At 37.2% G+C, this 24,336-nt stretch carries 18 protein-coding genes and 1 pseudogene; 3 read left to right on the forward strand and 16 right to left on the reverse strand.

Annotated elements, in window-relative coordinates:
- Window positions 1-182: 182 nt before the first annotated feature.
- The 5 genes from LPC09_RS23865 to LPC09_RS23885 all read right to left on the reverse strand — a co-directional run bounded on the left by LPC09_RS23865 (window position 183) and on the right by LPC09_RS23885 (window position 6,375).
- A complete protein-coding gene (locus LPC09_RS23865) occupies window positions 183-1,337 on the reverse strand; it encodes a glycoside hydrolase family 113 (RefSeq protein WP_231308601.1) in 1,155 nt (384 codons plus the stop codon).
- Window positions 1,338-1,567: 230 nt separating this feature from the next.
- Window positions 1,568-2,986, reverse strand: a complete 1,419-nt coding sequence (locus LPC09_RS23870; protein WP_098799512.1) for a polysaccharide deacetylase family protein — start codon at window positions 2,984-2,986, stop codon at window positions 1,568-1,570.
- A 425-nt stretch (window positions 2,987-3,411) separates the two neighbouring features.
- On the reverse strand, window positions 3,412-3,765 hold the full coding sequence (locus LPC09_RS23875) for a YxeA family protein (RefSeq protein ID WP_231308602.1): 354 nt from the start codon (window positions 3,763-3,765) through the stop codon (window positions 3,412-3,414).
- A gap of 20 nt (window positions 3,766-3,785) precedes the next feature.
- Window positions 3,786-5,621 (reverse strand): FtsX-like permease family protein, encoded by a 1,836-nt coding sequence (locus LPC09_RS23880; protein WP_231308603.1) that lies wholly within the window; start codon window positions 5,619-5,621, stop codon window positions 3,786-3,788.
- Window positions 5,608-6,375 (reverse strand): ABC transporter ATP-binding protein, encoded by a 768-nt coding sequence (locus LPC09_RS23885; RefSeq protein WP_231308604.1) that lies wholly within the window; start codon window positions 6,373-6,375, stop codon window positions 5,608-5,610. The genes LPC09_RS23880 and LPC09_RS23885 overlap by 14 nt, the downstream gene beginning before the upstream one ends.
- A gap of 167 nt (window positions 6,376-6,542) precedes the next feature.
- Here LPC09_RS23885 and LPC09_RS23890 point away from each other — a divergent pair, with 167 nt between their 5' ends.
- Both LPC09_RS23890 and LPC09_RS23895 read left to right on the forward strand, forming a co-directional pair.
- Window positions 6,543-7,253, forward strand: a complete 711-nt coding sequence (locus LPC09_RS23890) for a response regulator transcription factor (RefSeq protein ID WP_231308605.1) — start codon at window positions 6,543-6,545, stop codon at window positions 7,251-7,253.
- 9 nt (window positions 7,254-7,262) lie between these two features.
- Entirely contained in the window at window positions 7,263-8,642 is a 1,380-nt protein-coding gene (locus LPC09_RS23895) for a sensor histidine kinase (RefSeq protein ID WP_231308606.1), read from the forward strand.
- A gap of 359 nt (window positions 8,643-9,001) precedes the next feature.
- On the opposite strand, the gene LPC09_RS23900 is transcribed toward LPC09_RS23895, so the two are convergent.
- The 6 genes and pseudogenes from LPC09_RS23900 to LPC09_RS23920 form a co-directional block, all read right to left on the reverse strand.
- The gene (locus tag LPC09_RS23900; protein ID WP_231308607.1) at window positions 9,002-9,466 is read right to left on the reverse strand and encodes a recombinase family protein; all 465 of its coding nucleotides are present in this window, start codon (window positions 9,464-9,466) and stop codon (window positions 9,002-9,004) included.
- Between the two features lie 121 nt (window positions 9,467-9,587).
- On the reverse strand, window positions 9,588-10,322 hold the full coding sequence (locus LPC09_RS23905; protein ID WP_331275789.1) for a recombinase zinc beta ribbon domain-containing protein: 735 nt from the start codon (window positions 10,320-10,322) through the stop codon (window positions 9,588-9,590).
- Window positions 10,323-10,412: pseudogene (locus tag LPC09_RS27700) on the reverse strand (recombinase family protein); the annotation flags it as partial.
- Between the two features lie 289 nt (window positions 10,413-10,701).
- A complete protein-coding gene (locus tag LPC09_RS23910; RefSeq protein ID WP_231308609.1) occupies window positions 10,702-11,028 on the reverse strand; it encodes a hypothetical protein in 327 nt (108 codons plus the stop codon).
- The gene (locus tag LPC09_RS23915) at window positions 11,025-12,896 is read right to left on the reverse strand and encodes a DEAD/DEAH box helicase (protein ID WP_231308610.1); all 1,872 of its coding nucleotides are present in this window, start codon (window positions 12,894-12,896) and stop codon (window positions 11,025-11,027) included. Before LPC09_RS23915 ends, LPC09_RS23910 begins: the two co-directional genes overlap by 4 nt.
- A gap of 197 nt (window positions 12,897-13,093) precedes the next feature.
- Window positions 13,094-13,861 (reverse strand): DUF6710 family protein, encoded by a 768-nt coding sequence (locus LPC09_RS23920; RefSeq protein WP_231308611.1) that lies wholly within the window; start codon window positions 13,859-13,861, stop codon window positions 13,094-13,096.
- Between the two features lie 135 nt (window positions 13,862-13,996).
- On the opposite strand from LPC09_RS23920, the gene LPC09_RS23925 reads away from it, so the two are divergent.
- The gene (locus LPC09_RS23925) at window positions 13,997-14,587 is read left to right on the forward strand and encodes a hypothetical protein (RefSeq protein WP_231308612.1); all 591 of its coding nucleotides are present in this window, start codon (window positions 13,997-13,999) and stop codon (window positions 14,585-14,587) included.
- Between the two features lie 125 nt (window positions 14,588-14,712).
- Here LPC09_RS23925 and LPC09_RS23930 read toward each other — a convergent pair whose 3' ends face one another.
- The 5 genes from LPC09_RS23930 to LPC09_RS23950 all read right to left on the reverse strand — a co-directional run bounded on the left by LPC09_RS23930 (window position 14,713) and on the right by LPC09_RS23950 (window position 24,261).
- Window positions 14,713-17,775 carry a recombinase family protein gene (locus tag LPC09_RS23930; protein WP_231308613.1) on the reverse strand — a complete coding sequence of 1,021 codons (3,063 nt, stop codon included), beginning with the start codon at window positions 17,773-17,775 and terminating at the stop codon, window positions 14,713-14,715.
- A gap of 428 nt (window positions 17,776-18,203) precedes the next feature.
- The gene (locus tag LPC09_RS23935; RefSeq protein WP_231308614.1) at window positions 18,204-19,061 is read right to left on the reverse strand and encodes a DUF2726 domain-containing protein; all 858 of its coding nucleotides are present in this window, start codon (window positions 19,059-19,061) and stop codon (window positions 18,204-18,206) included.
- 13 nt (window positions 19,062-19,074) lie between these two features.
- On the reverse strand, window positions 19,075-19,791 hold the full coding sequence (locus LPC09_RS23940) for a ParB/RepB/Spo0J family partition protein (protein WP_231308615.1): 717 nt from the start codon (window positions 19,789-19,791) through the stop codon (window positions 19,075-19,077).
- Between the two features lie 26 nt (window positions 19,792-19,817).
- A complete protein-coding gene (locus LPC09_RS23945; RefSeq protein WP_231308616.1) occupies window positions 19,818-20,798 on the reverse strand; it encodes a hypothetical protein in 981 nt (326 codons plus the stop codon).
- Window positions 20,799-20,946: 148 nt separating this feature from the next.
- The gene (locus LPC09_RS23950) at window positions 20,947-24,261 is read right to left on the reverse strand and encodes a recombinase family protein (protein WP_231308617.1); all 3,315 of its coding nucleotides are present in this window, start codon (window positions 24,259-24,261) and stop codon (window positions 20,947-20,949) included.
- Between the last annotated feature and the right edge of the window lie 75 nt (window positions 24,262-24,336).

Here is a 24,336-nt window from a genome sequence, read left to right on the forward strand (position 1 = left end):
GCAAAGATAAGGAAATTCCATTTTTTACGAAAAAAAAAAAAGGCTGAGCCATTTTTCGGTAATGGTCTCAGCCTGTTTTCATATGTTAAGTTGGTTAAGATGATAGAATCGGATGTTTTTGTAAATTTACCAAGAAAATAAATTGTTATTAATAGAAAGCCATTGTTCCTTTTATTATCATTTTAATCATGTGGAGCATCTCTAATAAAAAACTTCTTAATTACTTCTTCCGTTGGTTTTCCTAGAGGAGAGAAACTAACTTTATTAGAATCTTCGCCTAATGTTACAACCCACCAATAAATTCCATAAGACCGTGGCTTCCAAGTATGGTATGTCGCTTCATAATAATCTACTTGTACCTGAGGATCATAAGTCCCATCAGGTATACTCCATGCATAAGGAGTTCGGTATGCACCACCAATAGGAAGAACCCCTACTTCGGTTACGATAATGGAAAATTGCGATAAAGTTTTGTCCAAATGATTTATCCGCTTCGTCCATTCCTCCTGCAACATGTCTGCCGATGCATTATCTGGTAAATCTAATGTAAAATATGCATCTACACCAATATGATCGAGCAATCTAACAAACTCAATAGAAGAAATTTCCTGAATGACATCATAGTTAAATGAATACAGTAACTCCCCCTTATAAATATGTCGCACATTTTCAATGAGTTCTATCCATTTATCCTGATTATTATGTTGCATTGAAGTCAACTCTGTGCCAATATTTAATGCTTTTGCATTGGTCGATTCAGCCAAAACTGCGTACTCGAGTAATAATGCCTGGTAGCTTTCAAACCAACTATCAGGATCGCTTGGTTTTATCTGTCCTCTCCATCTGCCGGATGGTATAAAAACTTGTTCATCCATAATTGGTCTGATTGTGACACTCAACCCGCTATCATGAGCTATATTTATAATCTGTCGAAGTTCTGTATTAGTTGGTGTATGTTCGGGACTGGTGAAGACCTCGTTTGCCTGCCAATCTGATTGGTAGAAAGGGAAGTTAATTGCCACACTATTGATGCCCAAACTTCGCAAGTGTTCAAATACATTCCTTGCTTCCAACATATCGGGGTGTCCATAGATGAGTATATTCATTCCAGCTTGAAATTCATCACTCGAAAATTTTAAAGGTGGCATTTTTTCCTTTCTCTCCATATCTCCTAAATGGAAAGCTTCCGCCAGGGGACCCTCTGTTACAGGGAGGGGTGATTTTAGCCCTCTGTTTAAGTTCACTCCTTTACACCATAATATGGAAAGTAGAAGCAGTACAGCAAATATTGTTGAACTGATAAGCACTTTCTTGTTTAACATGCCCTTCACCTTCACACCTTTCCCATCCTATATGCCTGTTTACTTAGATTAGATAATTATACCCACCCCTCTTATGTTTTATTCTATGTTTTTAACGCACTAGATAAATTGTGGTTTAAATATACATACATTAGACTTTCGAAAACTTTTCACAGTATGAGGTAGAATGATAACTGAATGGGGTACATTGATTAAATCCTCATTTACTTATGGTACGGTTCACCAATTATAGGTAGTAAGTATTTCTAATGTAAATTTATTTCAGAAACTGTCACAAATTCATACCCTTCTTCATCTAAAAATTTCAATACCAATTCTACTGCTTCGACAGTCGATTTATGAATATCGTGCATTAAAATTACAGATCCATCTTTGACGTTCTCCTTAACTATGCTTAAAACCTCATTAGGATCGTGTGATTTCCAATCCAATGTGTCAATTGTCCATAAAGCCGGAGGTATGCCGATTGCCTCCCGTACTAGATCATTAAAGGCGCCATATGGAGGCCGGAAAACAGTAGGTTGTTTCCCAGTTGCATTTTGTATTACCTCATTCGTTGCTTGGACTTCCTCTTTAATTTCTTCTAGTCCAAGGGAAGTTAAATTCTTGTGACTCCACGTATGATTCCCTAATTCATGACCTTTTTCTGCAATCATTTTGGCAATATCAGGATAGAAATCAACCCTGTTTCCTAGCATAAAAAAGGTGGCTTTAGCATTATACTCATCTAGTAGTTGGAGAATCTCTAATGTATTAGTAGGGTGTGGTCCATCATCGAACGTTAGAGCAACGTGCTTACCACTTGCTGGAGTGTCCTTATCCGAATCTTTATCTAAATCATTTTCATCACTCGGTTCCGGCTTTTCCGGTAGTTCCGGTACTTCATTGTCCTCAAGGTCCATTCTTTTTTTCCATTCATCTGTTATTAAATCTCTCATTTTATTAAGTGGTATGGAGATTTCTGGTGAACCTGCAGCACCTGCTGTAACTACGTATTTATCAAATTTAAAGACAACAGACTTATTGGTGAGAAACATATTTTGAAATTTATTGTTCTCATCTTCAACCCACTTCTTTAATTGATCCTTAAAAAAATATAAACTATATTCCTCTGATTGTTCAAACTCATTAAGTAATAAATGGTAAATTTTATTCCTATTCTGCTCATTGTCAATTAATATTTCTGTTTGTTGTATAAAGTTATTGTTATTAATATCTACTAGAAACACTTTTGAACTTTGAATCCCATTTGCTCCGGAAACAAAACTTTCCTTATTGAAGACAATGGAATAAGTATCTTTAGCAATTCGATGGATATCAAAAAAAATATACAATGTGGCAGGATATTCCTTAAGAAATTCCGTGTTTTTCTTTACCTCGCTTATAAATTCCTTTTCGGATTTCATTACATACTCACTAATTTTTTTATTCAAAGTTTGATCATAAAATTTCGGGTAATGAATGGCTATATTGTGTGTCATTTCATCTGTTATTTCGGTAATAATATCAACACCGGGATACACAGAGTGGTCCGTTTCCTTGCTACTTTCGTTATTTTTATTTAAAAGGTCATCATCACCCTTTAAAAGAAAATAGGATAATAGAATAACGCCTAAAATACCAAAGATAATGAGAATATAAATAGTTGATTTTGTTGGTGTCATAAAACTACTCCTAGTTGATTTACTTGATGTTAACTTATTATATGCCTAAAATCACCCATTTACAATGAATGGCACTATTGATAAAGATAACAATTCATTTGGTCGTACAACATGTGGTAAGCAAATCGTTAACTATCAATGAGATAGATTAATTCCTAAATTAAATCTAACCACTCCTTATTTATTATTACATATACCCTTTGTTTTACCACTATTTGTGATACGGTTCTCCGTGACGTATCCAAATGTGGTCCCTGCGTTATAATAGATAAAAGCTTCTTCATAGGAAGTTAGGCGGGCCTGCGTTCTTTTACTCGCTCTCAAATTAAAACTTTAATCTTTTTATTTAGCTTTCCGATGGCATACTCAATGAAGTTTTGAATCTAAGCCCCTTTGCGCACGAATGGCTGCTCAGCGCTTTTCGCTTATCCTTCCAACTTCTCTTTTGCTTTTTGCGGAATTTCATTTAGCTGCACTTCATCATAAGAAGTGACTTCATTACCGTCCTTTATATACATCATTAAATAGGCATCTTTGCGCAGTTCTTTTGCTGCAGAAAATTCAACTTCTGTCATATCGCCATTTTCTCTATATGCAGGAAGCTTATACCAGTACCGCTTCAAAATTTCGCCAGAATCTAATTTTTCTTCTTTCACTGAAGCCGCTTCCGTAATGTGCACATATGCTTTGTCTTTCCCAAATCTATTAAAGTCCACTGTTGCAAAAATAACAATGACACCCACTAATAACACGCCTAGTAACCCTAAAGCTTTTTTCATATTTAACCCTCCATATCACCTTATTGAACTGTTTTGTTAAAGCTTCGTACTGTGATGAAATAATAAATGGTGTAAATTAACGTATAAGCAAGCATCCATATAAGCACTGGCATGAGCAAATTCATCATCAATAAATGCGAGAAGGCTGTTAATGCCACTGCTCCATGAAGAAGGCCCAATCCTAGCGGCGCCGCAAATATCATCCCTACTTGACTGCGGATTGTCTGCTTCATTTCTCGTTTTGATACGCCAATTTTATATAGCACGGCGTATTTGCCCTTATCTTCTTCTGCTTCTGTCATCATTTTAAAGAAAATGATGCTGCCGGTTGCTACGAGAAAAACGAGTCCTAAAAAGCTGCCGACGAATAACAGCGCACCTGATGCTTCAATGGAAGCCTGATAGTCTTCTGTTGCACTCGAGAAATTTTCGGTTTTAGCTGCTAATTCCTTTGATAATGCCAATTGGTTTTTATAATCCTTTACTTGCACAGCTTGGTATATTTTTTCATCTGCAGTGATTTCACTGTATAGCTGATCTGTGACAACGAGGGCACTTGAACCAACCGTGGATGTATTGAATACAGCTTTGTCATATAATTTTGCCACCGCGTATTCTGCACCCTCAATCATAACTGAGTCTATTTTTTGCGACCAGCGTTCATCATAAAATGCATCGATCAATAAAACTTCCCCGTCTTGTGCTACTTGTATATTTGACCAATCGAGGTTTCTTGCCAATTTTTCAAATGTTGATTGATTAATGACTGCATATTCCCTTTCATACGTGCCTTGTTCCATTCGAACCGTCTTGCTATGGACAGCTTCAGCGTTCTCAACTATAGTTGGATTCATTTCCTGCGGAGCGCCTTCCCACATAAATGTATATGGTGTATAGGCTTGTACATTTTTATCTGCATTATAGTAAAGCCCAAATACGGCTCCGCCTGCTGTAATAGTCGTCGCACTCAAAGTGGCAATGATCGTTAAGGTTTTCGCATTGCCCCTAATGCGGTACAGCAGTTGCGAGGAAATCATTAAGTTAAGCCCTTTCCAAGCCCAGCGCTTATTTTTTTTCATGACTGATAACACATAGACGAGCACGCTATTAAATATGAGTGCAGAGCCAATGACTGTTAAGGCAATAATGACGATTGGCGTCGCCAAACTGAGCATGCGCCAAATGACTGAAGTCGTTAAATCCTGCAATGCCATCCAGTAAGCCGCTACCAAAGTGACCAAACCTAAAATAGCTGAAATGATGCGTGCCTTTGGCAATTCCTCTCCTTTTTTCTCGGCATGAAATAAATCGATTAGCTTAAATTGATAAATGACGCGATATCCTTGGATGGAGGTAAATAAGAAAATGATGACAAATACAATAAATGTATGGATAACCGCATCCATTGAAAATGCGAATCCTATCACGATATCTAGCCCCATCAATTTCATTAAAATAGTCAGCAATACGCGCGACAATAAAAAACCAAGCGCAACGCCAACTACTAGTGAAAACAGCCCGATCACCATGTTTTCAAAAAACAGCATAAAGCCGATCGACCGTTTGCGCACACCTAGAAGCGAATAAAGTGCGACTTCCTTTTTCCTTTTTTTCATAAAGAAAGAATTAGAATAAGCAATGAAAATCGCCACAAATATCATTAATACGAAGGAGGAAGCGCTCATGATGCCGCTGATACGTTTTGATGTTTCTGCTAATGCACTAATGTCTTCACTATATTTCAAAGTCACAAAAGTGAAGTAAATAATAATTGAAAAAATGGTCGAACCGATGTAAAGCGAATAGTTTTTCATGTTGCGGCGAATATTCTTCAGCGCTAAATCAAATAACGTCATGCACATCACCGCCTATTCGTGCCAGTTCATCTAATATCATTTGGAAAAATTCCTTGCGTGTGTTTGTTCCGCGGAATATTTCCTGCGACAATTGGCCATCCTTAATAAATAAAATTCGACGGCAGAAGCTGGCAGCGTATGCATCATGCGTCACCATCATGATTGTTGTTTCATGCTCAACATTCAATTTGCTTAGACTCTCCAGCAAGTCGGTGGCTGATTTCGAATCCAATGCCCCTGTAGGTTCATCAGCAAAAATAAGCTTTGGATTAGAGACGAGCGCACGGCTCGCAGCTGTGCGCTGCTTTTGACCGCCAGAGATCTGATATGGGTATTTTTCGAGTAAATTTGAAATACCGAATGTACGGGCAATTGTGTCTACACGTTCTTGAATCTCAGCAGCCGGTTTCTTTGAAATTGCTAGCGGAAGAAGAATATTTTCACGTACAGTTAATGAATCCAACAGGTTATAATCCTGGAAGATAAATCCAAGGTGATCCCTACGAAAATCTGAAAGCGCCTCTTCCTTCATCTTGGCAATATTGTCATTACTGATTAAAATATCTCCATTTGTCGGTGAATCGATGGTTGCAAGCACATTAAGCAATGTTGATTTACCTGCTCCTGAAGGCCCCATGACACCTACAAATTCTCCATGATCAATCTCAAATGATATATTTTCAAGCGCCTTAAAGGTATTTGCGCTATTTCCATAAATTTTTTCTACATTTCGTACGACTAGTAATGGTTCCATCCTTATGCACCTCTTTCTTATGTCTTAACTATACCGGGCAAACCTTACGCAAAATTCACGGCTACCTTACATAATCCTTAAATGTTAAAATATCATTAACTCAATGTGACTTGTTTATACTGTAAAAGATAGACAGGCTCCATTTTTAAAGGAAGGATGTGCCATCGTTGGAAAAGCCGCGTATTTTGATCGTGGATGATGAGAGCGACTTATGTCATTTAATAAAAACTGCGCTTGCGAAGGAAGGACTTTCAGAGGTTGAAATGGCGGGTTCTGTTCAAGAAGGCTGGGAGAAATTTAATTCGTTCAACCCGAATATCGCCATATTAGATGTCATGCTGCCAGATGGCGAGGGCTATGATTTATGCAATAAAATCCGTGAGGTTTCTCGAATTCCTGTGTTATTTTTGTCTGCAAAATCAGATGAAATCGATAAAATTTTGGGACTGGCGATTGGCGGCGATGATTATATTACAAAACCATTCAGTCCAAAGGAAGTGGCTTTCCGTGTAAAGGCTCAGCTTAGGCGCGCAGGCGTATATACAATGGAAATGTCTGTACAAACAAATGCGAGCAAATCGATGACAGTCGGTCCGTTTACAATCAATCATGACGAAACGGAGGTTGTAAAAAATGGTGAGCTTCTTGAACTAACGGCAAAAGAAGTCGGTTTATTGTCGTGCTTTATGCACAATCAAAACAGGATTATCAGCAAAGAAAGACTGTTTGAAAAAGTTTGGGGAGAGGATTTTTATGGGGCAGACAATACATTGATGGTTCATATTAGAAGGCTCCGTGAAAAGATTGAAGAGACCCCCTCAAAGCCAGCCTTCATTACAACAGTCAAGGGTCTCGGCTATAGATTTATCGTGAAATAGGTGATTGAGGTGAAATGGAAATTAACAATCCGCTACTTGATTTCGGTGCTGAGCATTGTCTTTATCGTTATCATCCTTAATACATTTATTTTAATGGGCATGCTTTTTTATCAGCAGAAATACGGAATCGATGAAGCGACTGAGAACTCAGGCGAATCCTTTACACGCGGATTTGACAAATATATATCACTTGAAAATGGAGAGCCTATAGTTTCCAAAGAAGGCATTGAAGCACTACGGGTATTCGGAGGATGGATACAGATTTTAGATCAGAACGGGCAGGTTCAATCTTCTTATCTTGCACCAGAAGATCTTTCAATTGACTATAGCCCAATGGAACTCATCCACAAATATAAATATATGGACGATGAATTAAATACTTATTTTATTGGAGAATTTGAATCATACAGCTATTTGATTGGTGTCCCTGATTCGAAAGAAAAACGCATTGTATTCATGCTAGATCCTAAAACTATTTTTTCCTTTGCGATCAAGTCTTTGTTAGCGATTGTAATCGTCGATTTATTCATTGCCATGCTCGTTGGTTTATTATTTAGTACCGTTCTAACCAAGCCGGTCTCCAATCTCATTGACCGGATTTCGCAGCTCAAAAAAAGGAATTTTAACGTTCAAGAAACGAAAAAGCCCGGTATTTACAAGCCTGTTTTTTCAAATTTAAATGATGTATCACAATCACTGCAAGCACATGAAGAAGAACGTCTAAAACTGGAAAAAATGCGTGTCGAATGGATCAGCAATGTCCCCCATGATTTAAAAACGCCGCTCGCTTCCATACAAGGATATGCAGAATTGCTTCGTGATTTAGATGTATCGCAATTGGAACGTTTGGAGTACTCCGAAGTCATTGAACGTCAATCGATTTATATGAAAAACCTGCTTGATGATTTTAATTTAACGATGCGTCTCCGCAATCAGGAAATGCCCCTCACCTTGCAGGAAACACGACTGGAAAGCTTTGTGCGCGAAATTGTCATTGATTTATTAAATGATCCGCAATTTGGGCAATACGAGATTTCCTTCATTAGTGACTCACCGGATTTGAAGTGGAATATCGACCGTCATCTCATGAAACGCGCGATATTAAATTTCGTATACAATGCGCTTATCCACAATGACGAAAACATTGCCGTAACGATTCGCATCAATACAGACAAACTAACGATTGAAGATAACGGAAAAGGCATACCAGTAGATGACCTGGAACAAATCTTCGAACGCTACTATCGGGGGACAAATACCAGCAACATTCGCGGTACAGGTCTTGGCATGGCCATTTCAAGGGATATTATCGAAGCGCATGGCGGGAAAGTAAGCTTAACCAGCAAGATTGGCATTGGGACAACTGTGAAGATTCGGTTGAATGAATAAACTTCTCTTAAAGGGCTCTATCTGCAGCTAGTTTATCAGCAGGCTGAATACACTTTATGCATAGGACCATGTAATTTATCACAAAGTCATTTTCTATGTTAGCTATAGATAGGGGTATGTAATGATGTGATACGATTAAAAGGAATTTTAATGATTATTGTTGGTTCAATATTATGATTATGAATAAAATAGTATCTATTCAGCTTTGTGTTGAGAAACATTTCAAAATGATACTATCTAAGCTACAAAAAAAATTAGCTCTTTCAAACACTAACAGAAAGTGTAGAAAGAGCCGTTTTGTTTGGTATTATTAAGTTTCGTTTACTATCTTTAAACACCAAACAAACACCAACACGAAATCAAAATCGCTTATAATAGCGTGTTTTCGCCTTTTGTTCCGTATCAGTGTTAATGTTTTCAAAGAAGATCCCAACTTTCATTGCATTTAGCTTTTCAACGATCGTCAGCAATTCTTCTGCATTTCGTGACAGACGAGATACATTTTTGGTCAAGATAAAATCGACTCTTCCTTCCTCGCAGTGGCGAAGCAGCCGTTGTAGTCCCCGCTGTCCCTTGGCGCTGGTTCCACTCGTTCCGTTATCGACATACACTCCAACAAACTTCCAATTTGGCTTTTCGCGAATCAGATAGGTATAGTGGCTCACCTGATTTTCAAGAGAGCGCAATTGTACGTCTAAAGAAGAACTGACCCGGCAATAAGCAGCGACTTTTACTTGTTTTTCTCCTATTAACGGACTTTCTTCCCTCGCTTTGACTGGGTTCCAAAGTGTGCGGACCCACAATCCTTTCTGTAATTCATCCAATACAAAAACCCCTTTCCTATAAGTGATAATGGTTCGTGTCCATCTATCACTCACATCCCGAGAACATTCAAGTTCTTTTTCCGGGTGGAAAGAGGTTTATGTTTATTCAATTAGTTTTAGCTTATTTTTTCTTAGGAGTCTTACGTTCTCTTACACAGAGGGTCCGTTTCACCCCGCATTTAAATTGAAATTCAACTATTCGTTCCTTATAAATAATGCCCCGTTCGATTGTCTTTTTGAAAAGCGTTAAATCAAAATCATCTAGTTTCTCTGTTTCTTCTAATAAGACTAGGAGCGATTGGAATTGCTTTTCTAAATAAAGTTGCTCTTGCATGTTTTCCTCTAGGCTGTCCCGCTCCTGTTGAAGGATTTCTTGTTCATAAATCAAGTGCCTTAATGTCGCATCGTAGATAGCATCTCTTGTAGCCGATTCCTTGGCAGCCAAGTCACTGATGCGATCTGTTATGGTTTCAATTTGCTTGTTTAACTCTTCCAGTCGCTGTTGTTCCGGTGGTGAGAGGGATGCCTTTTCGATAGCTTGGTTAGCTTCTTCTATTACTTCATCGGGGTTTTCTTTCATTTCCCTCATAATTTTCATAAAGGCATTTTCAAGGTCTGTCTCATGAACATAGCTTGTTTTACAATCTTTATAGTCTGGATCTCGTCCTGCGGTCACTCTGCATTGCCAAGCAGAAATGTAATACTTCTCACCCTTCCTGCTTGAAGTCATCCGCCTTCGTATAACGGGCCTTCCGCATTCTCCACAAAAGTATTGGTTAGAAAATGGACTGTGTCCACTAAAGTGTTGTCGATATTTTTTATCCGGGTCCCTCATCATCAAGCTTCGCCTTTTCATTTCTTTTTGAACAGCCTCAAAGGTTTCTTCGCTAATAATTGCTGGATGGGTGTTCTTCACATAATATTGTGGCTGAATATCATGGTTGCGAACGCGTTTATGAGTTAAAAACGCCGTGAGGACGAGTGGATAAAAATACGCAAAATATAGATTAAAATATCCGAGTTTCTATTATTATATAGACCGATAATTCTTAGTCCTTTCACATTTCAGCACTCACTCTGCTCTGAGTTAAATGACTCCCCTATAAAACGAAGAAAATGGCCCATCTCCTAGACGCTTACTAAGACTATGACTGTTAGATAAATGAAAAATGATCAAAACAAAAAGCCCACCACCTTATTAAAGGTAATGAGCTCATATTGTAAAAATACAAAAATTAAACCGCTTGTTCTCTGAATTGCATATGCTTTTTTATCTCTTTATACTTACTGGCTACCTCTTTACTACGATCGTATATTTCATCAATTTCTCCATTAATGTTGCCACTCAATGTAAGTAATCGTTTCTCCTTATCAAATTGATACTTGTACTCAGCCTCTTCACCATTTGCCAGAGTACATTTTGTTGTAACAAATAAGCCAGTTGGATTAGACTCAAAGTTTACAGAAGTATAATTAGGTAATGTAGCATTGTTAATCAATTCTTCTGGATTCACTTTAGGCGAATAAAGTTCGTCATATAATCGTTCTATCATCTCATTCATTTATTTTCCTCCTCATATTTATCAATTACCTCACGAATATATCTATCAAGAGACTTTGCTAATTCCACAGCTTCTTCATATTGATCAAGTGTCCATTCGTCACGCGGAGCTTTCAATTCATTCTTTAAGTATGCATTAAAATAATTCCCTAATAAAGCCCCATTTGTCTTAACAGTACCGTATATCCAGCCATAACTTTTTCTAGGTAAAATATACCTTCCTTTTACTAACTCGTCACCTTCCAGGTCTAGGTTATAATCGGCTACTAACTCAGGTATCAATTCTTCACGAATCAGTGTATCAAAATCTTTTCTTCTCTGAAAATAAAATTTATCTGGACGAAGCAATCTTTCTGTATCAGTGCTCTTTTTAGACTGCCTAATAAAATCCTTGGCTTTGCCTTCATCGATGCCTAACAGGTCTTGAAGTTCACGGATTTTTTTATTTTCTTCTTCTAATTTTTCTTTTCGCTTCCTTATTAATTCAGTTTCCACAAAGGTATCCTTTTCAATCCTAAAATCATCTGATTCATTAGCTTCTCCCTTTGTTAAATCTTTTGACCCGGATCCACCTAAATCTAAGTTTTTATCTTCCTTAATCTTTTTTATAGCATCTCGCTTAACTTTTTCTTTTTTATAATACTCCCACAATGGTTCTAAGCCTAACTCTTTGTGGTGAATAAGTACAGCTGTATTATCCTCTTCTGTGAAAGTTCCATCTTCCGATTCAATGGACCTTAATGTACGACCAATAAATTGAGCATAAGGAAGTAACGTTTTAAATGGGCGGAAAATAGCAGCTATTGATAAAAATTTGTGGTCATATCCCTCACCCAACATGGCAACGTTAATAACTACATCAACTTTATCCTCATTTATCTTTTTAAGCTCCTTTTCCTGCTCAAACTTCTCTAGTTTACTATGGACGATCGATGACTCATAACCTTTTTCTTTATAAATTTTTTGTATATCCTCAGCATGATTGATACTACATGCAACGGCTATGATTTTATGTGGATTATTTGTTAAATCTTTCTTTTCTTTCAGATGTTTTATGGAAAGGTCCACTATCTTTTCATTACTTTCTCTTGATAATGCAACGGATCGCTGAATCCAGTTTTCTTCTCTAATATTACCTTCCCTTAGTTCATCAAGCGTATATGTCTTACTTGTATCGTTATCAAGCGTAAAGAACATTTGGTCAGGGATATGATCAATTTTTTCTAAACTCTTAACATACCCTTTTGCCATTGCTTGAGCCAGACTATATTTGTAAATTTCTTTTCCTTCAATGGATCTACCATCACTTCTAAAAGGTGTTCCAGTAACCTTAAGTACTTTACTTCCTTCAAAATATTCAATTGCCCTTTTCCACGTTTTTGCTTCAGCATGATGCGCCTCATCAATTATTATCATATCGAAAAAGTCAGGGTTAACTCTTTTTATCAATGATGAATGCAAACGTTCTTGTAATTTATGAACATTCAACACTACGATATCTGCTTGATGAATTATTTCATCTGTCAAATTTTTCTCATATTCTATTAATGTAGGTAAGTGATGAACCTCATCAAATACCCTTGAGAACATCCAGAAATTCTTCGGATGCGTAGGGTCTAATGATCCTAGAACAGAATCTCTTATTACAGTCTGTGGAGTAATAATTAGTACTCTTCCTTCCGAAATGTTAAAAGGAGCTATCCCCATCAAACCAGTTTTTCCGGTTCCGGTTGGAAGTGTAACTAATGCATGTTCTTCACTTTTTTTATTTATAAAATGATCATATATTGCTCTGTATGCATCTTCTTGAGGTTCTCTCAAAAAGCTATTACCTACAATGTTAGCTGGTGCATCTAGAAAGTAGCTCATTTTTCAAACCGCCTCTCAAGTATAAATTACTTCTATTATCTATTATACTTGAATATTTTCCCATACATTCGACAAAATCAGTCATTATTTTTACTAGAATATCACACCACTTACATTAGGAAAGGTTGTCCTAACACTGCAAGTTAACCCATCAAGTAAGCTGTATAAAATCTTATACGCTAACTCGATGGGTTGCTCTAATAACTTATTGAGTTTTCCTTCATCAAACGACCTATTTCAAAGATGGCTGCAATTTCAGCATTTTTAACTGGGGATATTTTAAAACCATCCTCCTTCCGATAATAATTAACTCCATCACAATGTACATAGTCATACACAGCGCTTATATCATAAATGACTTCTGGCGTAATACTACCTTTCCCTTGAATTATTCCAGTGGATATTGAATGATTACCTCCCCCAACCCATGCAATACCCATTGGTAACCATAAGTCTACACAATGATTATAGTCTTGCCGCCAAGGTCCATCTGCTCTGCCTTCACCTATTCGAGCAATACAATTAACCAATCGCGAGGTTCTCCATGACCACGGCAAAACTAAATCATGACTTAATAAAACTGTTTTTTCTTCCTTTAATTCATTTATTATATCCTCAAATTCCTTACCATCCAGCGAAAGTGAGGCTCGCAGATCAAAAAGCACTTCTTCAGGAAATAAGCTAGGTAATTCTGATTCAGTTTTTTTATAAAGCAAATTAGTTAAATATTGAGTTTGAAGTTTTCTTCCTACTAACCGAACAACATCAATAAGTGGATGTTCTACTTCATCACTTAAAGGTCCTCTTACTTCTTCTAACTTTTTTGTTTGCTCCAGCACAGAATTAGCAAACTCCATGATACTATCAAAATCTTCCTTATTCTTCTTTGCATTGATTTTTCTATGGATTTCATCTATACGTTGATTTGCACTTTTCTCCTTTTTCTTCTTTATTTTAAAGAACAAATTACCGTCCCCCCTTCAAATAATCCTTATGAATGGGGGGTAAAAAAAATTCTACAAGTTCTCTATAATAAAGAATACTCCTAATTCTTGGGCAATATATTTTATTATTGTACAAAGAATGAGGGGGATTACTACATGTTTAATATTTTCCGCAAAAGAACGACGGTTGTGAAAAAATTAAATGAAGAGAGTAATAAAACCAAGGTGGATTACAAGGACAAACAGAAAGAGGATTTGCCTAAAATCAAACTTGTTACATTATTAGACCTAATAAAAAACGGGGATGAAATTAGCCTTAACATTGAAAACGAAGATGCCTATGAAGGAGATGCACTATTAGCTAAAAGAAGATCTCTTATATTAGACGGTTTAAGTATTGAATTTTCAGAATGGGCAGAATGGACTGTAACCATTAATGTTCACCATGACGATAAGGCTTTCGCTGTCTATAGCAATGATGAATTAAAAATTGATTGGGATAATGAAACTGTTGAGCATGCCCGAAAACATTCATATCAGGATATAGAAGTGGAATGGACACATGAAGGTGAATGGTGTGAATATATTACTTCGACAGTCCATGATTTAAAAAAGAAGTTGGATAAACACCGAGAAGATACAATACGACAAGCCAAACTTGAAAAAGAACGACAATATCAATTAAAAGTAAAAAAAGATAATGAGCAAAAAGAGTACTTCAATCAAGTTTATAAAAATAAGAAATAGTATCTGCCATAACATAGCCCACCAAGTATCCATCTAAATCTAGAAGCATACTCGGTGGGTTGCTTCTTTCTTTATTTTCTTTTCTTCCAATGATGAGCCAGTTAATCTATTACTCTATTAAGTTATTAACTTCGCAAACCAGAATGCTTGATAACCTGATAATGAAACACCTCTCTAGTTCCACCCTTTTCCGGTGCTTTGAATCTTTCCATTTTTCCTTGCTTCATTAAAGGTCTCAAAATAATTTGGAAGGTGTGCGTATCAGAAATGTCCATCCTCTCATTCAAAAAATCCACAATCTCTCTAACTGATTTTGGCTCCTCACAAAATACTAGAAGCTCCGCCACCTCAGGCCCTTCTAAAAGTTCCTCATGTTTTTCCTTTGTTTTCTGCTTCTTTTGCTGTCTTTTCATCTCAACATAATCATCATAAGTCTCTGGAATTTCTTGTTCCTGTTCAAATATAAGATGGTAGGTGACCGTTCCATCTTTACACACTTCTGCACGGCTAATAAATTCTTGAAACAAATCTTCTGGAAAGTCCTCACTTTCACCTTCCACATACTTTCTCACTTTTTTCATGATTTCCTTAAACATCTTTCTTTCTTGTTCCACACGTCTTTCGCGTTCACTAAATTGCTTCAGTCGTTCATGCAATTCCACCAATTCTTCTGTCAATTGATCCACCAGCTGAGTGTTTTGGCCATTGTCATGAATCCCATCTTCAACTGCACTATACAAAGTTTGGTTTTGTATTTCTACTCTTTCTTGCAGATCCGCTCTTTCTTTTTCCTCTTCCACTGTTAATTCTAATCTCTTAATCCAATGCAAGACGTCAGTTGTACAATTAGGATTGGTATGAATTTGATTTAAAAAGCGAATAAAGTGCCATTCCAAATAATCCTGGCGAATACGCTTTGTATCGCATCGTTCAGTTCTATATCTCTGATCATGGCGGCAGCACACCCAGAAGTGCGTTTCATGAGGTTTTTTCCATCGTCTCTCTACATGACGTCTATGCCCCATCAAATATCCACATTCACCACAATACAGTTTTTCAATATACGCTTTATTTTTCATTTCGTCTTTTTCATACTTCCGATGTCCATCTTTGACAAATCCTTTATTTCGTTTTCGTTCTTCTAAAATATCTTGGACCCGGTCCCAGTCCTTTGGCTTAATAATCGCCTCATGGTGATTTTCAACATAATACTGTGGTTCCTCTCCTTGATTACGAATAACCTTAGATTGCAGAGTATCGACAGTGACATGTTTTTGAAATAGATAATCGCCTTTATAGACTTCATTCGTTAACATTGCCATCACTGATTTAGGATTCCAATAATCCTTTCCTGTCACTGTTTTAATTCCGTCCTGTGCCAATTCTTCACAGATTTTATTTACGGTCTTCCCTTTTAACACATCAGAGTAAATACGTTTGATGATTTTAGCTTGCTCTGGTTGGATATGCCAGCGATACTCATCATCTACCCAATATCCATACGTAGCTTTTTTCCACCGGATAATTCCTCGTTTGGCCTGACTCCGATGTCCCCAAGCAATGCTTCTCCCTACATTCATCGCCTCTTCTTGTGCAATAGCACCGTAGATGGACATCATCAGTTCTGATTGAGGATCCGACGTCCAAATATTCTCCTTCTCAAAATAGATATACACAGGGGATGGAAGTTGTTTCAGTTGTCGGGCAATGGAAAGGGTATCTAATGCGTTCCTGCTAAAGCGAGAAATTGATTTTGTAATGATCACATTTACAAGGCCTCGTTCACAATCCTTCAAGAGTTGGTTTAATTGAGCTCGTTTTTCCAAGGATCGTCCCGTAATCCCTTCATCTGCATAGATACCCGCAAACTCGTAGGATGGGTCTTTTAAAATGAGATACGTATAGTATGCTACCTGTGTTTTCATGCTTGTTTTCTGTTCTAGGCGGTCGGTTGAAATCCTGCAGTAAGCAGCTGTCTTGAGTGCCTTTTGGGTCTTCTGTAAATGACCAGGCTTTTCGGTTTCTAATCGTGCCTTCTCAATCGTTTGAAGAATAGTCTTCCCCTCACCTGGTTCTATCTTTTGCACTTCTCTTTCAACTGTAGCAATCATTTCTTCTTCCCTCTTCTCTTTTAACGCCCCATGTTCATCGAGAAGGTTCAGTTCTTGATTCACCTCCTTCTTGGGACTCTCTTTTTTCGTTTCTTCTTTCTGAACTGAATGAATCGGTTTTCTTTCAGATAGTTGACCAACCGTCAGCCTTGTCCCATCAAACCATTCCACTTGATAGTTCTCTTCATTTTCAATCGTCATTTGATGAATCCATGCACGTAAGTATTCCGTCGTTACTTTTTGGTGAAACTCCTCCATAGTCTGCAGTGTTCCTAACCATTCCAATGTCTTCACTCGAAAAGGACGATCATCTTCTATTTGAGCAACTTGTTTTTCAAATGCATGGTATTCTTTTTCTAATGCCTGTATCTTTTCTGGATCTTCATTACTTTCCTTTGCTATCTCCAATTCCGTTAACCATCTCAACCGATGAAATTCAAAATGATCCTGTTGGTTGGTTGCTTTTAGGTCTTTTTGCAAATGGGCAAGGCTATCTGATTGTTCCAACTCATATCTTGAACTCATCGCATGTAATGCCATTTGTTTTAACTGCTCTTCATTGATGTTTGGAGCATCGCATGTTTTTGTACTACTTGAGACACACTTCCAATAATCAATCCGTGGGCTAGGATAAAATTTATATCGATAGCCACAGGCATGACAAAAGAGCTTTTTGGAGAATGCCGGTTGATTTCTCTTCGTAGGTGTTCCTGTATTTCTCTTGTTGCTCTCTATCCGCCGCTGCACTTCATCGAATACTTCCCGACTAATGATTGCAGGGTGGGTGTTTTCTATCTCAATCTCCTCTCGATCGTGATAAGTCTTTTTGTGAGTGAAAAGGTCTCTGCTCTCGGTCCTCGCCATCCTATTTCCTGTGTAGGTGTAAGCCTTCAGCAATTTTTTGATATTGGAAGGCGACCATCTTTCTTTTCCGGTAGCTGTTTTAACCCCTTGCCGATATAATTCTCTAGCAATTTCAGTCTTTGGCCACCCTTGGAGAAACCAATCAAAAATGTTCCGAACAACGGCCGCTTCTTGTTCATTGATTTCAAGCGTACTTCCTGCTTCATTTTTCACTAGGTTATATCCATACAATCTTGAGAATTTAGCTTCTCCTTTTTTGAACTTCTTTTCGTAACCCCATTTCGTTGTAGAAGAGAGGGTCTCGATTTCTTCTTGGGCAAGGGCTGCATAAGTGGTGAGTAGGAATTGATTAAACGTAATGGAGGTATCAATTTGTTCCTTTTCAAAATAGACCCCATGATACTAGTTAGATAAGAAAACTAAATATAGAATTATATATAACCTAAAACACTATATATTGTATCTAAGTCGCCTTTTTTATCTTTATATAATGATGTTTTTGTAAGAATAGATAGTATGACTGTTAGATGTATTTGTAATGAAGGCAAACAAAAAAGCCCACCACCGTTTTATGGTGATGAGCTTAATAAGTCGTCTTTCTTCTATATATAAGGAACATGCACTTTTCTTTTATTGGTATCCTAATTAAGACCATGTTGTTTAGCAATTTTTCTTAACAACTGCAATTGTGCAATCTCTTCTACTAATGAACTACTTTCAAAGCCCCTGCAATTCACCTCTCTTATCTGAGCCTTCTCCGACAACTGAATTCCATTATGTAAATTAGCAAAATATTCACAGGATATGTAAAATCCATCCTTTGAAAAAGAATATCCCCAAGTATTTAATATTTTATTTTTAATTAACAAATTACGTAGACGATTACTTTCAAAAGCTATTGGGTTGTTTTTTATTTGTTCTTCTACTTCTCTTTCAATTCCGTACATTTCTATATAATGCTGTCTGAGTTCGGGATCTTGGATATCTTTTAATTGTTTATTCAGTACATGTATTTCATTATTAAAACGCTCAGTAAAATTCCTGTCAGCGAGAACTTCACCAACAATTCCATCAATTACTGTAAACTTATCATCGATAAGTTCAGTTTCAGGGTAAGAAACAATAACAAGTGGAACTCCTGATTCTTCGCATATTTGACTTTTAAAGTTTAGTTTCCAATCACGGTTAGGATCTTCTGTTTCCCGGAGTTGTTTGTACTCGCCATCAAGAGAATAGCCTTCACCAAGTCCATCAAACTCAATAATTAATAATGGTTCACCAAAATTTTTATCCTCTTCTGAGGCAATAACATAATCGAAATTTGTTTTCCATAAATACTCTATTTGACTCTTTTTATATCCACTAAGATTAGGAATATTAACTACATTCGCAACTGGAACATGATTATATATTCCAACCTTTCCTGTCCATGTTGAACGCAACTGTTTGAGCACTTTTATCTCGCTTTTACTGTCAAAAATACTATTCTTTAGAGTCATACCAATCCCCGCCTTATTTATCAAAAAACTTCTTTAACCCGTCCCAAATCGATTGCTTACTATTATTCACCTCGGATTTTTCTATTTCGTTTAAATCTATCAGCTCTATATTTAATTGTTTAAAACGTTTTACCTCTTCTTCCTTTAATCTTTTCAAAGGGCTAAATTCTCGATTAAAAACTTTTCGGGCATCATGTTTAACTATTTTGTCATTGCCTATCAGAAGGTAATCATCACCTTGTTTCACTAAAGTGTGGTTTGAAAGGAAATCTGAATAATTATACTCCTTAACCTCGGCAAGTATTTTGTTTTTCCCTAATAGAATATGAGCATAAAATCTGTGTTTCCCATCACTTATGTAGTAATCTTCCCCAATCTTATGTACATCTATTGGTTTTTTGTTTCCTTCAATGATAAATGGGACTGCCTTTTGAACACGACTAATATTTGAATATATTCTTTCTCTACTACTCGAGACATTATGACCTATTATAATATTCAAATCTAGCATTTCATTATAGGTTTCTGTCTTATCTATTAGTTCATATTTAGGATAAATCTCTTTTAACTCTTTATTAGGCTGTAATACAACCTCCGGTATTTCTTTCTCGAATAATTGATTTAGTTGGCGTTCAAACTGGACAGAATCTAATGATTTCCTTTTTTCTACTAAATCCCTAAGCTCTTTATTGAATAAACTAAAATGGCTCTGATCTCTATAAACAAGCACCTTTTCCTCTCCCTATCATCTTAATATTAAACACTGTCTTGCTGCTCCTTCTCCATATATTCCTCACGAATTTGGGAAAGTGTCTTACCAGTTTCCTTTTGAACAGCAAACACATAAGTCTGTATACTAGACCAGCCAAAAAGCTCCTTTAACCATTTCTGCATTGAGATTTCTTCGCCATTAACCTCTACGTTTCCATTAGCCAAAAGTGTGCCTTCGTCTTCCCGGCCTTTTGCAACAATTATATCACCGGCTTTAACTACGCCCCATTCCAGCATTTCATTAATTTTAGGCAGTGTTCTCCGTGTGAAGCCTTTTTTCTGTGCACTACTTTTTATTGGACTTTCCAAGAAATTAACGTAATAATCTCTATACGTATTAACAGGCAAAATCTTTTCAATATTTATGTACACTTCATCCTGTATCTTGTAAGGAATCATTTTAAAACATGTAATATCAACATTATTACTATTTAGCCACGCAACCGCCGATAAAGTTTGCTCATCATAATCGGATGCCACAAGTATGATTTTTTGATTCTTATTAAAGTTGCTTTCCGCTACATTTTCCCGCAAAAACTCCATTAACTTTCTATTCCCAAGTTCTGCGCTCGTTAAAGGGCCGCTTTCAAATTCATCCCGATATTTCTCGATGTAGGGGGCATATATTTTATTCACTAAATCCTCTGGATCCTCTATTGTTGCATAGCTGGCTGCATATCGAATGGCCTGAAATTCAAAGGCTTCTTTTCTTCCCTCAATGTCTTTCCGGTCTCTTTTAATCTCAACTAAAACAATATTCCCCTTATTATCAACTGCAGTAAGATCACTAATACCGTGCTGGGCGTTTCGTACTTGTTTACCAACAATCAGCATCGATTCTTCTTCGTCACATATCATATCGATATTCTTCCGTAATAATTCCTCTATATCGCTTTCCTTATAATTAAGCTCTGAAAAAGTCGTAGCACCTATTTTTACTGCCTTATCATTGGATACATTGTGCATACTAATTGCCTCCCAATTCGGACTAGTTATTAGATACTTTTACCATATCACAATTTCATAAAATTTAGCTAACAACGCAAACAAAAAACACCCCACCAAGTAGCCGTAAAAATACGATTACCCAGTGGGGTGCTATTATTGCAGATATTTATTTTTTCTTCCGTTTGCGAGGCTTACCTTTCTTTCTCAACCGCCAAGCCATCATATCATTTTGTTCGGTAGTGACTTGCATCCCAAACTTTAAATCATAAACGATTCGGCCATCGGGATAGACAGTTCCTTTCTCAACAATCCTACTGAAAATATCTGCCCGGAATTCAATCCGCTCCTTTTCAGGTTTAAATTCCTGAATCCCTTTCAATTCTTCAAGAAGCCATTCAAGATCTTTTTCCGCTTCCAGGCACTGTTGTTCTCTATCTTCAAAGTCATAGACTTGATTTTGCAGTTCCACAATTTGATCTGTTATTTCTTTTATTTTGTTGGGGTCGCCTCCATGCCGCTCTCCTTCATCCACTTCATCATAAAGCTGTTGGTAAAGTTGCTGCATATCATCCTTGACTTGTTCTATCCGTTTTCGTTCGTTTTCATCAGGAACAGTATTTCTAAACGCTTGTTTCATTTTATCCCGATAGCCATCTGTCATTTTCATTTCCTGCAGTAATGTCATGAACCTATGTTCAATCGATTCTTCTCGGAACCCACGTACATCACAAGTTACTTCTGTGTACTTTTTCTCCGCTGTTCTACACCGCCAATAATGAGACCCATCACTCGAGCATCTTATATGAATGATAGGAGCGCCGCATTCGGAACACGTAAATAGGTTAAAAAATTCCTGTCGGGTGTGGGGCTTCGTTGATTTTCCCTTTTTATTACTCCGGCTATCCATGATACGTTGGGCCGCTTCCCAATCCTCCCTACTGACGATTGCTGGGTGGTGATTTTGGGTTACATATTGCGGGAGCTCTCCATTATTTTTAAGATTTTTTCCAGTTAAAGTATCCTCTACATAAAACCGTTGAAAGACTAAATCACCGGCATAAATTGGATTGGTAATCATGCAATCAATGCTGCGATGGTGCCACTTGTTTTTTCCTCTAGCTGTTACAATACCATCTTCAGATAATTCCTTTGCAATTTGATTTGTGCTTTTGCCAGTCAAAAACTCCTTGTAAATTCGGCGTATAACATCCCCCTCTTTCGGGTGAATTAGCCAGTTCCCATCCTCATCATACTCATAACCGTAGCGTTCGTATTTGGTATTGAACTTCCCTCGCTCAGCCAATCTACGTTTTCCCCAAGCAACGCTTTCTGCTAAGTTTCTGCTTTCCTCTTGAGCCAGTCCAATATAAATCGTAAGCATCACCTCGCCATCTTCATCAAGTGTTCGAATATTTTCCTTTTGAAACACAACTTCCACCGGTGGCTTCAGTGCCTTAAGCATTCGAACAGTCTCAAGTACGTCAACGGTATTTCTGCCAAATCTGGAGATTGACTTTGTAATAATGCGATCAATTTTTCCTTTTTTGCAATCCTCTATTAACCGTTGGAATTCTTTTCGATGGTCTGTATTTGTTCCCGATACCCCCTTTTCAGCATACACTTTGACCAATGATTGATTAGGGTCTTTCAAAATATAGTAAGTGTAATAGGCAATTTGTGTTTCCAAACTTCCAAGTTGGTGTGGTACTTCGGTGCTAATTCTTGCATAGGCCGCAGTTCTAATTTTCGGTTGATCTGGTTTCCGTTCAGATGGGCGTTGATTTGCATATAACTCAAATTCCTTTTTTACTGTTGTTACTATTTTTGAAGGATTTTTTTCTATTACAGTAACTTGTCCGTTCAATTTTGGTTCCCCCTTTTCTACCGGAACTTCAGGGGCCTTATTAGGAGTGGTTGGAAGAACCTGTTCATGATCCACTTTATTTTCCACAGGCTTTTCAGGTACCACACAATTTCCTATTTGTGTTTCTTCCTGATTTAGCCATCGAATTATAAATGCATCTTGTGAAAATACCTTAATATTAATAATCCAGGCACGCATATAGTCAATGGTAAGCCCCTTTATAAACTTTTCTGTACCCGTAACCCTTGATATCCATTCAATTGCTTGATTACGATATTTTCTGTCTTCTTCAATTTTGGTTGCCCACTCTTCAAATGCCTTCAGTTCCTGTTCTATTTCTTCTCTCCCTCTACTTGTTAAGTATTTTTCTTTACTAAGCTCTACTTCCCTAGCCATCTCCAATTCAGAAAAATAAAGCAAACGACGATATTCAAAGTGATCGTTTTTATTCATGTGTTTAATATCAAATAACATCTGATTTAGCACTTTTGGGTTGCTAAAATCATAACGCTGTTGAAAACCCCTGATTGTCATCTTAAGAAGTTCTTTTTCGGTTATCTTTTCCGAATTGCACAGATGTTGGCTTGCTTTTCTTCTTCTGCAGATCCATGTAGCTTTTGAATGCTGATAATTATTGTCACACAACCCACATGTAATTCTTTTGGACAAAGGGGTTTCCCTATTCTTCGGCGAATACTTTCGTGCCTGAAACTTGCTATTATATTTTTCCAGAAGAGATTGCGCTTGATTAAAGGTTTCTCTGCTAATAATGGCTGGGTGACTATTCTCAATGAGGTACTGTTTCTCGGTTCCACTATTTCTCTTATAACCATCTTGTAGGTAGTCCCTCACTTTCTCATGAGTAAGTTTGTCCCCGGTGTAATTTCGATTAGTAAGAATCCGATGTACAGCTGTATTTGTCCATACATCATATCCTTTGGTTGTTTTTACTCCCCGTTCAATTAACATATGGGCAATATCACTCTTTTTCATTCCATTGTTAAATCGTTCAAATATTTCTCGAACAATCGCTGCTTCTGCCTCAATTATCCTTACAATAGATACTTGTTTGTTTTCCACCACCTGATAACCTAACTGTGGTTGGAAATGAGGAACCCCTCTTTGAAATCTTTTTTCAAACCCCCATTTTGTAATTTCCGAAATGGTTCTGCTTTCTTCTTGAGCGATTGCTGCTAATGCAGTAAGGTAGAACTTATTTTTTAATTCCGATGTGTTTATTTTCTCACGTTCAAAATAAACTGTCGTACCCAGTTCCTTTAGACGGTCAACTATTTCGAGTAAATCCTTTGAATTCCTAGAAAAACGTGAAACGCTCTTTGTCAAAATTAAATCTATTTTTTGTTCCTCACAATGCCTCAGAAGTCGTTGGAAACCTGGCCGCTTCTCGATTGTCATTCCTGATTTTCCTCTATCATAGTAGATTCCTATCAATTTATAATTCTCTTGTCCTTGAATAAATCTTGTATAATGCCGCACCTGATTCTCAAGAGACTTTGTCATTTCATCATGACTAGTACTTGTTCGACAGTAGGCTGCAACACGAATCATCTCATTTTCCTTACTCCCCGAAATCGAAGGAGCATTTATTTTCCCCAACACAAAAACCCCTCTCTTTTATCGTAAGTGATTTCCTTTCGCCGCAATGTAAAAGGCTTAAGGTATGCTATCTAT

The sequence above is a fragment of the Metabacillus sp. B2-18 genome (genome assembly GCF_021117275.1).
GTDB lineage: Bacteria > Bacillota > Bacilli > Bacillales > Bacillaceae > Metabacillus.